Here is a 15121-nt window from a genome sequence, read left to right on the forward strand (position 1 = left end):
CCCTGCTGGCCCGCCCTGCTTGCTCGACCTACTGCCGGGCCGGTGTCGGCGCGGGCGGCGCCATCGGCGGCGCCTCCGGATCCGGCGCACGATAGAACATCGTCGTCGGCGTCTGGCCGCCCCGCCCGCTCGACCATCTGAAGTGCGGATACGCCGCCTGGTTGTCGACGACGACCATCTCATCCTGGTTCACTGCGCGGATGACCAGGTAGAGGTGATCGTCGCCATGACACGGCGACACGCCGCAGGTGCTGCCGACATCGCCGCCGCGCTGGCAACCGACCGGCACCTCCACCCAGCCCCGCGCCAGCAGCACGGCCGGGACGTCGATCGCCCAGAACAGGTCGGGCACGTCCAGGCCCGCCGCCTGCATCAGCACCGACAGCGTGATCGCGCAGCCGTCGGCGGGATAGATCGCGCCGTCGGGCTGCAGCAGCTTGCGCGCGGCCAGCGCATGGGCCACGCGCAGTTGGTCCGGATCGACAGCGTTGGCCAACAAGGTGGCGATCCGTTCGCGGTCGGTGATGGCGCGCGGAATGCGGCCGGAAGAGTCAGAGTCCATGGGGCCTCGCGATAACTTCGATGACTTGAAACAGTGGGCCTGCGCCAAGGCTTCGTCACGAAGACCTGGCGGTGCACCTGAGTGAAGTCAGTCTCGCGGGACCACCGCCGGGCGGGCGAACGCGGTGCGGCGAATTTGCACCGCTGACAACCAATCGCGGCGATGCCGCGGTCAGCCTTTCCCGTCAGCGCGTGCCTGTCAGCGTTTCCTTGCCGGCTTGACCGCCTTGGCGGCCTTCGCAGCCTTCGCAGCCTTCGCAGCCTTCGCAGCCTTCGTGGACTTCACGGCCTTCACCGCCTTGGCCGCCTTCTCCAGCGCCTGTGCCTGACGCGGCCGCAGGTATCCCAGCGAGAACCCGGCCTGCGCCGCCGCCGGCACGTCGGCATGGGCCATGGCCAGCGACAGCTGTTCACGCGCCTGCGTCAGACCGATCTCCAGATCGTTCAGCGCGCCGAGCTTCTGCTGCGCGTCGTGTACACGTGCCAGCAGGCGGGCGCGGGTTTCGAGTTCCTTCCTGGACAGGCGGGCGCCATCGCCGCCGCCCGGCACCGCGAGCGCCATCTCCAGCGCCAGGCGCAGCTTGCGCAACCGTCGGCGCAGATGATGGCGGCCGTCGATGTCGAGGCGGTCGAAGTGCTTGATCTGCTTGTCGACGACGGCGCGCCACGCGGCGATGCGTTCATGGACGATCACCAGGTCCTGCGCCTGCTCCGGCGCGGGACGCGCCAGCCAGCCGATGATGGCGAGCAGCCAGCCCTGGACCTCGCGCGCGTGCAGCACCGCGGCCACGTCGATGCGTGGCGACGGGGCCGGCTCGATGGCGGCCGAGGGGCGCTCGGCGCGCCATGCCGCGAGCAGCGCGACACGCCAGGGCGCCTGGGCCTGCGCGTCGGCGTCGCGCGCGGCGGTGAGCCGGCGCGACAGTTGCCCGGCGCCTTCCGCGAGCGCCTGCAGCGGGATGTCGTCGTCCTCCGCCAGCAGCCGCAGCCCGGCGCGCAGCCGGCGCAATGCGACGCGCAGCTGATGCAGGTGTTCCGGCTCATGCCGACCGCTCGCGATCTGCGACGCGTTGCCGAGCACCGGCTCCAGGCTCTCCCGCAGCAGCACGTGGAGCGCGTCGTCGCGGGTCATGTCGCCAGACCAGTGGATCGCGGACGAGGCCACCACCGGCATGGTCTCCAGACCGCGCGCCAGCAGATCGCCGCGGAGCGCCTTGGTTCGCAGCTCCAGCGTGAGGCCGAAGCGTTCGACCGCCCACTGCCGCGCGACCTCGAGGACGGCGCGCGGCTGGCCCTTTTTCAATTCGATCTCCAGCTCCGACACCGGCGTGCTGCGCAGCGTCTCACCCTCGCCGGCGAGCAGCGCGCCGTGATCGAGCGCCAGTTCGACGAGCCCATAGGGCGTGCGCAGCGACCGCGTGAGCCGCGTGATGTCGGTGCGGAACAGCGCCTGCAAGGCGCCCTCGGGCAAGGTCGCGAGCAACGCGGCGAGCGCCTGTCCGGCGGGATGGTCCGCGTGCCGCGAGACGTCCAGCGTCGGGACTTCGGCACCGAGGGGGACGTTGTGCTCCAGGCGCGTCATGCCATCGGGCGCGGCGCCCTTGAGCGTCTGCACCCAGACCTCGCCCTCGAGCCGCAGCCGCAACGCGAAGCCGGCATGCGCCAGGTCGCGCTCGGGCGTGTCGAAATAGGACGCTTGCAGACGCTCCTGCGCCGCGACGGACTTGGCGCTGCCCGCGACCCAGCGACGCACGGCGGGCCATTGGGACTCGGGGATCTGGAAGCGGAGTTCGATTTCGGTCATGTCGGGGAAGTGTCGCATGGGGTGACTGCGCAGAGCATGCGCCTATCCACCAGGCAAGGTTTGAATCGATCATGGACAGCAATCCATTGGTGCAGGCCGAACACGAAGATCCTCGTGAAGGGGAGGATCGCCTCTTCACGTTCCTTGCACATCAGGCTGCGCATTTCGAATCAGAGACATGGCTTGCGCTGGTGCAGGAACCTGCCTCGCTCGACGACGTCGCCTACACCGTCCTCCTTCTGTCCAATCTCACCGAGCAATTGACCCCCCCGACTCCTGGCGAGCCGCCTACACGCTAGCCAGCGAGTTGCTGCACGAGAACCCGACCGTCGAGGGCTACGGCGCTTGGCTGAAGTTGGGGCTGGTCGACGTCAATCGTCTCGCCGGTTTCCCGGATTTCAAACTGATCCACGAACCGGCATTCGGTGGCTAGCGTTCGGAAACCCACTTCGCATCCGGCGCATCCGACGCCCTCCCCGCGCGGTCGAACCACAGCTCGACCTCGCCCCCCCGGGCCCTCAGCACGGCGAACCCATCCCCCGGGTGATCCGCCCATGCGCTGACCTCGCATCGCAACCGCCGCCCCTGTGGTCCGTCGAACTCGAACACATCGGGCGCCGCGAGTTCCTCCACCGCGGTGATCGCGAACGGCCACGGCGCGTAGAGCGCCGAGCTGTGGACCGAATGGATCCGCACCGGTGCCTCGCCCTGCCCGTCGACCGCGGTGATGTCCGCGCTCACCCATCCCGATCGGTGCTCGTCGCCCGACAGGAACACCAGCCCCGAGGCCCGCTGGCGCCAGACCTCGCCGAGCAGCTCGTGCAGGCTGTGCGGGTAGCCGTCCCAGGCGTCCGAGCGCAGGCAGCTCGCCGGATGCTCGACGGTCGTGCGGCGGCGGGGCAGCGGCAAGGATCCGCTCATCATGAAGCGGGGCTGCCCGGCGCTCCGGGTCAGCCATTGCGCGAAGGCGTCGCGCTGGACCTCGGACCACATCCGTGCCGTCGACCAGTTGGCCACGCGCCGCGCCTCGCGCTCGCAGCGCGCGTCGGCGACGAAGAAGGCCGCGCCGCGCCATGCGAAGTCGTACCAGAAGGTCTCGGGTCCGCCGACCCGCGCGCCCGCCTCCCAGCGATGGTCCCAGGCCGCCTGCCGTGCCGCGTCGAACCACGGCCCGTTCGCCTCGGTGCCGCGGCCATGGCTCGGCTCCCAGTTGTCGACGATCTCGTGATCGTCGACGCCGTGCACGATGCGCGCCACCGTGGGTGGCAGCAGCCGCGCCGGACCTGCCTTGAACTCGCGATAGCCGCGCGCATAACGCTCGATGCCGCTGCGCGAGTCCGCCAGCCCGCCGCTCGCGTCCGCGTAGATCAGGTCACCGGCGAACAGCACCAGCGAGCACGACCGCCCCAGCGCCGTCGAGCGCGTGAAGCGATGCAGCCGCGCCAGCGATGCGAGCGCCGGTCCGGCCTGCGACGGGTCGAGCTCGCAGCCCGGGCTCACGTCCAGGATCCCGGGCGGGTACTGGCACGCGGCCAGCGCGAAGCACACGCCGTCGCTCGCCAGATCGGCGGCGTCATCATGCTCGCCGGGCGACGGCACGAACCCGTGGGCCCAGCGATGGGGTGGCAGGTCGAAGAGCTCGTCGAGGGCCCACTCGACCTGCTCGCGCAACTCCGCGTCGCCCAGGTCGTGCATCACGCCGCGGTGCTCCCCTTCCATCGCCAGGGCGCGCGGCTCCAGGTAGAGCGCGAGCAACAGCAGTCCGTTCATCGTCGGCTCATCGTCGCCGGCATCGCTCAGGTCGCCCATGTCGCTCAGTTCGCTCAGGCCGCCGACGTCGTCTTCGCTGCCGCCGTGTTCGTGGACCTCGCGATCCGCGTGGCCATCGGCGCCCGCCGATCGTGGCGCCGCCGGCGGGAACATGGCGACATCCACCAAGAACCGCCAGGGCTCGCCCGGTTGCCCGATCGCGGGGGCGACGAACGGCGCGACCTGCCAATCGATGGGCAAGCGCTCGTAGGTCGCGCCGCCACGCCACTGCATCGGCAATCGCAGCAGCCAGTGAGGCCAACCGAGTTCCGGCCGCAGCGCGCTCAACAGCGGCACGCGGTCACCCGTTGGAGCGCCATGTTCGACGCGATGCCAAGGGGCCTCGGCGCGAATCAGCAACGCGCTACTGGAGCGCGGGGACGAGCGTCTCGTTGCGATGGACGAGCTCATGTCCGCGCTCCCACACCGTTGTCTGCGATGGTCCCGCTTGGAGGCGGGACCTCCCCACCGCGCCCAAGGTCATGATCGGCACGGCCCTCGCGATTGACATCGGCATCGGCGTCCACGTCATCCTCCAGGAACGCCAACACGAACGGGAACACCCGTGTCGCGATGTCCCGGCCGATCAGGCAGTCCTGGTGGCCATGCCCCGCGATGACGCGGTAGTGGTACCGCCCCGGCGCGGCCTGGTCGTAGTAGTCCTTCAGCAGCTCGGCGCTGTCGGCGCTGCACAGCCCGTTGTCCTCGCCGTGCAGGGACAGCACCGGGAAGGCCTTCAGCAGCGCGAGGCTCTTGGCGAGGCTGTCCAGGTAGACGCTCGCGCCCTGCCAGTCGGTGATCTCGTGGCATCGCGCGAAGTGCACCGCCTGCGCGACCGTGTCCATGTTCAACGGCCCGAAGTGATCGTCGATGAAGTCGAACACCGGCCGGTCGACATTGGCGATGGCGAAATCGCGCCCATAGAGCAGGTCCATCCGGTGGCGCGTCGCCGTCCACGGCGTGCGCCGCATCTTCCACGGCGGCCAGGGCGGCGGGTTCTCGAGGTCGAACTCCTCGTCCGGATACGGCAGGCTGGCCAGCAGCCGGTCCGTCACCTGGTCCAGCAGCGTCGGCGCGCCCTCCGGCCGGAAGGCGAAATCCTGCATCGGCAGATAGGGCCGCAGGTACTGCATCAGCACCCCGCGCAGGCTGTTCGTCGGAGACATCACCATCAGCGGCGTGACCTGCGAGATCACCAGCTTCGAGATCCGCGCCATCATCCCGCGCCGCAGCGGATAGAAGCGCTCCCACGGCTGCTCGCGCGGCTCCAGCAGCGCCATGTGCAGCATCACCGAGCCCATGCAGTGCGCGAAGACGTGCAGTTGGTCGCGGCCGGTCTCGCGCAGCACGCGGTCGACGGCCAGCGGGATGTCGTTGAAGGCCGACTCCTCGAAGGTCCAGGGCAGCTTCGCCGTGGGCAGTCCGGCGCTGGTCCGCATGTCGGCGATCCAGACGTCGTAGCCGGCGTCCCAGAGCAGCTTCGCGGGCCCCGGCCGCACCGAGTGGTGCGCGAAGGTCGTGCCGCTGGCGCTGTAGCCGTGGAGCATCAGCACCGGCGTGCCTCCGGCGCGCGCATACCGGGTCAGGCGCACGATCACTGGCGCCTCGTCGTCGTCGCGCGACCGTCGCTCCAGATCCTGGCGCTGCGCGCCGGCATCGCCCCAGCGGCCGGCGGCCATCTCGATCACCGTCGGCTCCGGCAGGCCGGGCACCGATCCCGGCAGCCGCGAGATACGCCGCGGCGGCGCCTCGTCGGGCTTGCGGAAAGTCCAGGCATGCAGGCCGATCGTCATCCGCGCGACGTAGGCCATCAGCGCGCCGATGTCGCGCACGCCGGAGGGAATGTCCCGCGCCTGCCGGATGCGCAGCAGCGGCAGGCGCTCGCGGGCGAGGTGGTGCAGGTCGAGCTCCAGCCGGATTTCGCGCCCGCCCGGCGGCGGCGCGATGCCGGCGACGGGCTCCAGCGTCATGCGGCTCAACTGCGCCCAGGGATTGCCGCGGCGCGTGTAGCTGATGCGCTTGCGGCCCCGCAGCGTCTTGCCGCGCAGGCCGGCGGCCCAGTCGGGCAACTCGGCGCCGGCATCGACGCGGACGCTGTAGCGCATCAGGCGCGCCTCCCCCGCGTGACCCGACAGATGCCAGGCATTGACCACGCGTGCCCACACGCCGGCGCGCGGCGCGCCCGGCTCCTGGGGCCCGCCGCGGTTGCCGGCCCAGTCGACCAGCCCTTGCCAGCTATCGCGTACGCCGCGGTTGATCAGCCACGCCCACAGCCCACGCAGGTGCCGACGCAGCGAGCCGGAGTCCTCGCGCTGGAACAGGTCCAGCACACCCTCCTCGATGGGCACGGTGAACAGCGCGTTGGCGTCGCCGCGCTCCTCGTGCGCCCACAGCCGGCCATCGCCGGCCTTCGGTCCGACGATCTCGAAACGGCCGGGCCGCTTCTCGCGCGCCTCGAACACGCGCAGCATGCTGCCGGGCGCGGCCACCAGCCGTCGCTCCGGCCCCGGCCGCAGCAGCTCGGTCACCGCCTTGGGCCGATAGATGAAACACAGCTCCAGGTACTTCACCGGGCCGCCGGGCGCGCCGGGCCAGCGCACGAAACCGCCGAGGCGCTCTCGGACCTCGACGAGGGTCGGGCGCTCGTCTTCCGGCACGGTCATGTCACGGAACCGCGGTCGTGGTTGTTCCTGGCGCAGCGGCGCCAATGACGGCATGGGCGTGCCCGCCAGTTCAACCGCCACCGCGGGCGCCATCGCAAGTGTCGGTGTCGGTGTCGGTGTCGGCGTGGGCGCGGGCGCGGGCGCGGGCGCGGGTGCCGCTGCGGCGACCGATGCCGCCGGCGTCGTCGACAGGCCCCAGTCCACGACCAGCCGATCCAGCGCCCGCTGCGCGAGCGCGCTGATCGTGAGCGCCGGATTCATCGCCAGCGACGTGGGCACGATCGAGCCGTCGAGCACCGCCAGCCCGTCGTGCAGCGTCTCGCCCTCGCCGGCGAAGACCTGGCCGAAAGAGTTGACGACGCCGTCGGTGCCACGGTCGCCCATCGCGCAACCGCCCAGCGGATGAACGCTGAGCATCGGCCCGCGCGCGCCGCCGAGCAGGAACGCCATCTCCGGCGGCAGCAATTGCCACATCGGATTGCGCAGCAGCCGCGCGCCCAGCGGCGCGAGACGCCGCTCGACGGCCTCGTGACGGCGCGCGATGGCAGGCTCGTCGCGCAGGCCCGGCCAATCGACCTGCAGGGATCCCGGCTCCTCGCCGTCCTTCGCCAGCACCAGGCGCCCGGTGCCACTGTCGCGGCCGATGATCGCCATCGGCAGGTAGCGGTCGGTGACGGACGGCCGCACCGCGAAGGGATCGTCGAAATCGGCCCGCTCCTCATGCGGCCCCGGGTTGGCGCGCCCCAGCGCGTCCAGCGTGCCGGCCAGCGCGAAGCTCTCCTCGAACAGCGGCCTGAGCGCACCGGGAATCGCCAGATCCTGGACGACGTAGTCCGGACCCGCGTCGAGCAAGGCGGTGATCGTGGGCCCGACCTGCCGCGCGGCAGCGGGCTGGCGCTCGTCGGCCACGGCATAGACGGGCTTGGGCAACTCCTGCGCGACCGCGAGCACGTCGCTGTTGGCCGAGAACGCCTGCCCCAGCATCCGGGACACCGGCAGCCCGCGGTCGCGCGAGCGCATCAGGATCTCCGTCGACCCGAGACTGCCCGCCGCCAGGACCACCCGGCGCGCGATCACCTCGAACGGCTCTCCCTGCCGGTCACGCAGCAGCTCGTCGGTGTGCTGCACGACGACGCGCCAGCCCACGCCGGGCACGGCCTCCAGGCGCTCGACGCTGGCGCCGCAGACCAGCTCGGCGCCCTGCCGCCAGGCCTGCAGCAGCAGGCCGGTATCCAGCGATTGCTTGGCCTCGTGATTGCAGCCGGTCGCGCAATCGCCGCAGGCGATGCACGGCTGATGCGACCACGAGGCCGCGCCGCGCGGCCGGGCGTCCATCGCCACCTGGATGCGCGCGGCGCGCGTGCGCGCGGGCTCCATCGCGGTCAAGGCCTCCAGACGACGCGGCCGGAAGCCGCGCAGGCGCTCGATGGTGTTGCCCCCCTCGGCATCACGCACGCCCAGCAGCCGCTCGGCGCGGTCGAACCAGGGGCCGAGGTCCTCGCTCAGGAACTCCCTCGGCCAGCCGGGCTCCCGGAACACGCCCGGCTCGGGACGCTCCATCACGCCGGCGTTGATCAGCGATCCGCCGCCCAGCCCATTCGCCACGGCGACGCAGACGTCGGGCCCGAGTCGCAGGTCGAAGAGCCCCTCGCGCCGGCCCGACGGCGTGCCGGCGCCGGACCGGGCCAGCCGCACATGCCCCGCCAGGTCGGCGAAGCGGCTGGGGAAGGCACCGGGCAGGTACTCGCGGCCCCGCTCCAGCAGGACGACGTCGAGCGTCCGCCCCGCCGCGTCGCGCCGGCCGGCCAGCGCGTGCGCCGCCGCCGCGCCGCCGTAGCCGCTGCCCACGATCAGCACGTCGACCGCTGGCGGGCCGGGCTCGGGCACCGACAGGCGCGCGGCCATCCAGTCCTCCAGCGGACGGGACAACCAGCGCGTTCCGAACGGCCGGGAAACGTCGGGCGCCTCGGGCGCCGCCTGGGAGTCCGCCCGCTCAGGCCGGGCTGGCGGCGCCTCCTCGAACGGACGTGACATCAGACCCCTCCCTGCGGGATTCGGCCAGCGCGGCCTGCATCGCATTGATGAGCTGCTCCTCCGAGACCGGCTTGTGCAGCAAAGTGAGTCCCGCCTCATGCGCCTCGCGCAGGCGTTCGGGCGCAGTGTCGCCGCTCACCAGCAGCGCGGGAAGTCCCGGGAAGGCGCTGCGTATCGAGCGCACGGCGCTGATGCCGTCCTCGCCGCCGCGCAGCCGGAAGTCCGTCAGCAGCAGGTCGGGCTGCTGGCCCAGGCTCTTGAGCAGCCCCTCGCGGGTGCTGCCCGCCAGCAGCACCTGGCACCCGTGGGCGCTCAGGAGCGCATGCATGGCCACCCGGACCGGCTCCTCGTCGTCGATCACCAGCACCCGCATCGGCGGCAGCGACGGTCCGTGACGCTGCGGCACGTCCGGTCGCACCAGGCTGAGGTCGGCGGCGGTCACGTTCAGCATGAAGCTCGAGCCGTGGCCCGGCGCCGAGCGCAGCGCCAGGTGCAGGTCCAGCAGGTCGACCAGGCGCGTCACGATCGACAGGCCCAGGCCGAGGCCCTTGGTCCGGTCGCGCTCGGCGTTGCCGACCTGATAGAACTCCTCGAAGATCCGCGCCTGCTCGTGCTCCGGGATGCCCATGCCGGTGTCGCGCACCGACAGGCGCCAGACGTCCTCGTCCTGCCCGCGGTTGACCTCGACCGCGATCTCGCCGCGCACGGTGTACTTGATGGCGTTGTCGATCAGGTTGCGCACGACGCGCTCCAGCAGCACCGGATCGCTCTCGACGCAGGCATCGGGCGGACAGTCCAGCCGCAGCAGCAGGTGCTTGCGCAGCGCGGCGGGCTGGAACTCCCGCTGCAACCGCGCCAGCCAGGGCTGGAGCGCGAACACCTGGTTGTTGACCGGCACGACGTTGGCGTCGAGCTTGGAGATGTCCAGCAGCGCGTCCATCTGCGAGGACAGCGACTGCAGCGCCAGGTTCATCTGCGTGACGATGACGCGGCCCTCGTCGTCGAGCGGGCGCTTGTCCAGCGCCGCGCCGAACAGCGACAGCGTGTGCATCGGCTGGCGCAGGTCGTGGCTGGCGGAGGCGAGGAAACGCGTCTTGGCCGCCATCGCCGACTCGGCCTGGGACAACGCCTGGCGCAGTTGCTGGTTGCTCTTGACCTGCTGCTGGCGGATCAGGACGGACTCGGCGAAGACGCGGTAGGTATCGCGGGCCAGCCCGGTCAGGATCAGGCCGAAGAAGACGATCAGCGCGCCCAGCACCCAATCGAGCCAGCGGTGCTCGCCCGAGTCGTGGAACAGGCCCCAGGCCACCGCGGTGGCGATCGTCACCGGCCAGAGGAAGACCTGGAAGACGACGCGGTGCCCGGCGGTCGTCGCGACCGCGCCGGCGCACAGGCCGAGCAGCACGATGGTCTGCACCATGCGCTGGAAATCGCTGAGGTAGGGCGCCGCCACCAGCGACGCGCTGAAGACCAGGCCGTTGGCCAGGCTCAGCAGCACGGCCCAGTGCAGGCGGCGCTCGAGCGGGCGGTCGCTCATGCCGGGCAGCCGACCCAGCACCGACCAGCGCGCGGCCAGCACCGCGAAGACCACCGCCAGCCAGCCGTAGGCCAGCCAGGGAGACATCACGCTCGCGGCCATCAGCGCCATCGCGAGCGCGGCGATGCTCACCGGATACGGGACGCGCCGGCCTTGCCTGCCGATCAGGCGGAGCAGTTCGAGATCGACGCTCGCCTGCTCGACGCCACGTTCAGCGGACATGACCGGCTGGGGCAGCGCCTGGCCGCTGCCTCGATGGGAAATGCATGTTTCTTGTCCGGCTTGTACTGGGGCGGCAATATAGCCTGCCCTCCCGGAGGATCCCAAATGCAATCCCCGCAGACCCTGACCCGACTTCGGGCGGACACGCGGTCGGGAGGTCCGCGCCAGACGCGGATAAAACTATGCCGACCACCGCCACCCTGATGGGCTTTGGTAGGTCGGCATAGCACTCCTCCCCTTTGATCACAACGCTGAGGTCCAGGCAGCGCGCGATCAGGTGCCAGTATGCAAAGGCCTTCTAGCCGCCGGTATCCCCCTCAAGAGGGAGATCCCCCGGGGCGTCACGCGATCCGGAGGCGGGGGGCATGGTCCTCGCGCAGCAGCTCTTCCAGCAGCGCGAGGTAGTAGCCCAACGGCGGCGTGCGCATGCCCGGCCGCTTGGCCAGGTCGTCCCAGCGGCGCAATTGCAGCGCCGCCGGGGCATGCGGGTGCGCCATGAAGAGCAACCGCTCCTCGGCGTTCATCGGGCCGCCCTGCAGCGCCAGGCTGTGGCGCGAGGCGTCGGACAGCCCCGGGCCGTAGGCGGGATCGGTGCTGACAAGGTAGCGCTTGGCCGGCACGTGCAGCCGGATCGGCTCCAGCACCTCCGGCCCGCAGCCGCCGGCGCGCAGCAGCGGCAGCGCGATCAACTCGTGTTGATCGTCGCGCAACGGGTCGGACGGCGCGCCGTCCATCAACTGGCCGACATCGTGCAGCAAAGCCGCGGCCACGAGGCTATGCTCCGCGTGCGCCCATTCGGCGAGTTGCGCGCATTGAAGGGCATGCTCCAGCGCGGTGACGGGTTCCCGGCGCTCGTCGCCGTACTGCAGATGACCGCGGCGTTGAAACAGCGCCTCGATCTTGGCGATCAGGTCCATGGCGAATCCTTTGGGTCGCTCCTGTGCGGAGCGTCCGCGAGTCTCGACCCCGCCCATGACGGATCTGTGAAGCGTCCCTCGGGTCCTCATTCAAATCGACTGAACAATGGCCTCAGTTCCGATGAATCGACGATGTCCGCCGCGCGCTGACACTTGCCCCACTCCGGACGCCCCCGACGCCCTCCAGGACCACCCCAAGGACGCGAGCCCGACATGAACACCATCACCGACAACAACGACGCGCCCCACCCCGCCCCGCAGCCGCCGCTGGCCGAGCCCGCGATCCCGGCGGCGCCCGCCATCGAGCCCGCGATCGAACCCGCCCCGCCGGCGCCGGTCGCCGTCAAGACGCGTTACGACGGCGTGGCGATGCTCTTCCACTGGGTCCTGGCGATCGCGATCATCTGCGCCTTCTCGGTCGGCTGGTACATGTCGGACCTGCCGTTCTCGCTGACCCGGCTCAAGCTCTTCAACTGGCACAAGTGGGCCGGGGTGACGATCCTGGCGCTGTCGGCGCTGCGCCTGCTGTGGCGCCTGGCCCATCGTCCGCCGGTCGACCTGCCGATGCCGGCCTGGCAGAAGCTGGGCGCGCACGCGGTGCACTGGCTGCTCTACGCCGCGTTCTTCGCGGTGCCGCTGAGCGGCTGGGCCTACAGCTCCGCGGCCGGCTTCCCGATCGTGTGGTTCGGCGTGCTGCCGCTGCCGGACTTCGTCTCGCCGGACAAGGCGCTCGCCCAGACGCTCAAGCAGGTCCACCAGGTTTTCGCCTATGGCCTGGGCCTGCTGGTCCTTGCCCACCTTGGCGCCGTGGTCAAACACGTCGTCATCGACAAGGACGGCCTGCTTGGACGCATGCTCCCGGGCCGCGCCTGAGCGGCCCCTGCCAGCCGACATCGCCCGCCGGACCGATCGCCGACAACACCTGACCCCGCACACCGCAGAGGACCTCATGACCCCACGACTGGCCACCCATCTTTCCCTGACCGCGCTGTCGGCGCTGACCGCCGCGCTGATGCTGGCCGCGCCCGCCATGGCGCAGACCAAGCCGGCGGCCAAGCCCGCGGCCGCCGCCCCCGCGCCAGCCGCCGCAGCGGCGCCGAAGCTGGTGCCCGCGCAAAGCGACATCGCCTTCACTTTCCGGCAGATGGGCGTGCCGGTGGAGGGCCACTTCAAGCGCTTCGACGCGCAACTGGCCTTCGATCCGAAGAACGCCGCCGCCGGCAAGGTGACGCTGACCATCGAACTGGGCAGCGCCACCATCGGCGATGCCGCCACCGATGCCGAGCTGGTGAAGCCCGAGTGGTTCGACACCAAGAAGATTCCGACCGGCACCTTCCAGAGCTCCTCGATCAAGACGCTGGGCGGCGGCAAATTCGAGGTTGCCGGCAAGCTGTCGATCAAGGGCCAGGCGCAGGACGTCGTCGTGCCGGTGGCCCTGACGCAGGCCGGCGGCACGACCACCGCGGTCGGCTCGTTCGCCATCAAGCGCCTGGACTTCAAGATCGGCGAAGGCGAGTGGAAGGACACCTCGATGGTGGCCAACGACGTCCAGGTGAAGTTCAAGCTCGCCTTCACCGGCATGGCGCCGCTCTGATTCCAGATCCCCCGACCGGTCCGGGTCCCTGCCCGGTCCTTCTTTTCACAGTCAACGAAACGGACCCACCACCATGAAGAAAGCCCTGCTGCTCGCCTCCCTGATCGCCGTCGCCGGCCTGGCCCAGGCCCAGAGCTCGACCTACGCGATCGACCCGACGCACACCTACGCCACGTTCGAGATCAAGCACTTCGGCACCTCGACCAACCGTGCCCGCTTCGACAAGAAGGAAGGCACCGTGCAGTTCGACAAGGCGGGCAAGACCGGCAAGGTCGAGATCACCCTCGACGTGGACAGCATCGACAGCGGCTTCTCCAAGTTCGACAGCCACCTGAAGAGCCCCGACGTCTTCGACGTCGCGAAGTTCCCGACCGCCAAGTTCGTCAGCACGAAGTTCAACTTCTCCGGCGACAAGGTCGCGACCGTGGACGGCGAGCTGACGCTCAAGGGCAAGACCGCGCCGATCACGCTGAAGGCCGTCAACTTCAACTGCTACGACAACCCGATGCTCAAGCGCGAGGTCTGCGGCGGCGACTTCGAGACCGTGTTCGACCGCACGCAGTTCGGCGTCGACTACGGCGTCCAGTACGGCTTCCCCAAGGAGGTGAAGGTCGTCATCCAGGTCGAGGCGATCAAGCAGTAATCCCCTCGGATTCCTCGCACCGATGCAGGAAGGCCCGCGCGAGCGGGCCTTTTGCGTTGGGCGTCGCACCTCCATCACGCAGCTGGCAGCAGCACGTCTTGGGACGTCATGGGCATCAAATGGGCACTGGTGGCGTGTTTCGTCATGAATGCCCTGACGGCGTGGGTCGTGCAAAGGCGATTGAACCAATTCCAGGCGAAGGACGCGCGATAGCTGGCCGCCGCATCGGGAGAGCACCACGCCAGCAGGTCATACATGTCAGCGTGGAAAGCGCGAAGCGCAGCGACGGTGTGACTCCAATGTTTGACGGGTGCGCCACCGGGGGTCACCCAGTGAGGTTTCCAGATGGGCTCGAAGTGGCAGACACGGTTTCTCAACTGCTGCAACCGCTTGAGACGGAGAACGAGTTCACGTCGGTTGGACTCGTGGCTCCAGTGTTGAGGCCTCGAGTGCGGATGATGCGCGAAGACATCCGTAAATGTTCGCGGCGCCCACCTGTTCGACAGACCTTCAAGCAAGTTTGGCCAGAACCCGAACGACAAAGCCGCGACGACGGCATCGGGCGAGGGTTGCGGCTGTTTGCGCACGGGTGGTTGCCCCTCGGACAGCAGCATCTCCACGCGCTCCAGGGATTTCCCACGCAGCGCCAACCCGCCGGTTCGTGCGCGGTCGTACCAGGGGAACGTCTCCTGGCCGCGGCCCGAAGACTGGAGCGAAAGAGAACGGTGGATGGCGTTCCTCAATACGACTTCGACCAGCCCCACGAACGGGTGAACGCTCGCACCGAGTGCCTGAGCCCACAGATAGCTCCCGAGGTGGGCATCGTCCGACGCCGGCTTGAACATGGCGCCATAGGGCGCGAGCCGAGCCGTCGACAGGCTCGACAGCACTTGCCTCACATCGACACCACCGACGGCTCGTGCCTCGCCGTCGGAAATCAACGGGGTTGACTGGCATTGGATTTGACTCATCGGACTCGACTCGCTAACCTCTCGCGCCGTAGGCACTGTGGATCCCACTCCCGCACCTCGCGCAGGTACCTAAGCCGGTGATGCCCCCAGCAGCAGCAGAGCAAGACGCCACCCTCGGGTGGCGTTGAGCTTTTCGGGTCTTCAAATCGAGGGGCGACGGCCGGTCCATATGGTCTGCCGCGCGCCATTCAGCCGCCAGCCATTTCGTCGCCCACGTCGTCGGCAATTGACTGATTCCGACTGACAACGGAGCCTCACCGCGGGACCTGTCCTGAATTTTGTGTGCGAGGCATAACATGACCCGACCCCGGAGCATTTATGCCAATCGACAAACCGCTGAGCAAGACCAAGCTGAGGAACGCCGCG

Annotated in this window: 12 protein-coding genes; 5 read left to right on the forward strand and 7 right to left on the reverse strand. The window is 69.8% G+C overall.

The features are described 5' to 3' along the window. Window positions 1-28: 28 nt before the first annotated feature. Window positions 29-562, reverse strand: coding sequence for a hypothetical protein (locus CDN99_RS27040; RefSeq protein ID WP_088388638.1), 534 nt, complete (start codon window positions 560-562; stop codon window positions 29-31). Between the two features lie 198 nt (window positions 563-760). After that, complete coding sequence (locus CDN99_RS27045; protein ID WP_088388640.1) at window positions 761-2383, reverse strand: CYTH domain-containing protein; 1623 nt, start codon at window positions 2381-2383, stop codon at window positions 761-763. 53 nt (window positions 2384-2436) lie between these two features. Between CDN99_RS27045 and CDN99_RS28530 the strand changes: the two genes are divergently transcribed. Both CDN99_RS28530 and CDN99_RS29570 read left to right on the forward strand, forming a co-directional pair. Next, entirely contained in the window at window positions 2437-2664 is a 228-nt protein-coding gene (locus tag CDN99_RS28530) for a hypothetical protein (protein ID WP_141101015.1), read from the forward strand. A gap of 8 nt (window positions 2665-2672) precedes the next feature. After that, window positions 2673-2798, forward strand: a complete 126-nt coding sequence (locus CDN99_RS29570; protein WP_259374735.1) for a hypothetical protein — start codon at window positions 2673-2675, stop codon at window positions 2796-2798. Here CDN99_RS29570 and CDN99_RS27050 read toward each other — a convergent pair. From CDN99_RS27050 to CDN99_RS27065, 4 genes are all read right to left on the reverse strand, one after another. After that, entirely contained in the window at window positions 2795-4585 is a 1791-nt protein-coding gene (locus CDN99_RS27050) for an alkaline phosphatase D family protein (RefSeq protein WP_088388642.1), read from the reverse strand. The two genes, CDN99_RS29570 and CDN99_RS27050, sit on opposite strands and share 4 nt — an antisense overlap. Then, the gene (locus CDN99_RS27055) at window positions 4582-8871 is read right to left on the reverse strand and encodes an alpha/beta fold hydrolase (RefSeq protein ID WP_141101016.1); all 4290 of its coding nucleotides are present in this window, start codon (window positions 8869-8871) and stop codon (window positions 4582-4584) included. The genes CDN99_RS27050 and CDN99_RS27055 overlap by 4 nt, the downstream gene beginning before the upstream one ends. After that, window positions 8831-10630 carry an ATP-binding response regulator gene (locus tag CDN99_RS27060; RefSeq protein ID WP_088388646.1) on the reverse strand — a complete coding sequence of 600 codons (1800 nt, stop codon included), beginning with the start codon at window positions 10628-10630 and terminating at the stop codon, window positions 8831-8833. The genes CDN99_RS27055 and CDN99_RS27060 overlap by 41 nt, the downstream gene beginning before the upstream one ends. A gap of 341 nt (window positions 10631-10971) precedes the next feature. Beyond that, window positions 10972-11547 carry an HD domain-containing protein gene (locus CDN99_RS27065; RefSeq protein ID WP_088388648.1) on the reverse strand — a complete coding sequence of 192 codons (576 nt, stop codon included), beginning with the start codon at window positions 11545-11547 and terminating at the stop codon, window positions 10972-10974. A 369-nt stretch (window positions 11548-11916) separates the two neighbouring features. On the opposite strand from CDN99_RS27065, the gene CDN99_RS27070 reads away from it, so the two are divergent. From CDN99_RS27070 to CDN99_RS27080, 3 genes are all read left to right on the forward strand, one after another. Further along, a complete protein-coding gene (locus CDN99_RS27070) occupies window positions 11917-12420 on the forward strand; it encodes a cytochrome b (protein ID WP_238139731.1) in 504 nt (167 codons plus the stop codon). Window positions 12421-12577: 157 nt separating this feature from the next. Further along, window positions 12578-13141, forward strand: a complete 564-nt coding sequence (locus CDN99_RS27075; protein ID WP_238139732.1) for a YceI family protein — start codon at window positions 12578-12580, stop codon at window positions 13139-13141. A 73-nt stretch (window positions 13142-13214) separates the two neighbouring features. Continuing rightward, window positions 13215-13784 carry a YceI family protein gene (locus CDN99_RS27080; protein WP_088388652.1) on the forward strand — a complete coding sequence of 190 codons (570 nt, stop codon included), beginning with the start codon at window positions 13215-13217 and terminating at the stop codon, window positions 13782-13784. 74 nt (window positions 13785-13858) lie between these two features. Here CDN99_RS27080 and CDN99_RS27085 read toward each other — a convergent pair whose 3' ends face one another. Next, window positions 13859-14755, reverse strand: coding sequence for a hypothetical protein (locus CDN99_RS27085; protein ID WP_088388654.1), 897 nt, complete (start codon window positions 14753-14755; stop codon window positions 13859-13861). Between the last annotated feature and the right edge of the window lie 366 nt (window positions 14756-15121).

Origin of the sequence: Roseateles aquatilis (assembly GCF_002205645.1) — a bacterium.
GTDB lineage: Bacteria > Pseudomonadota > Gammaproteobacteria > Burkholderiales > Burkholderiaceae_C > Roseateles > Roseateles aquatilis.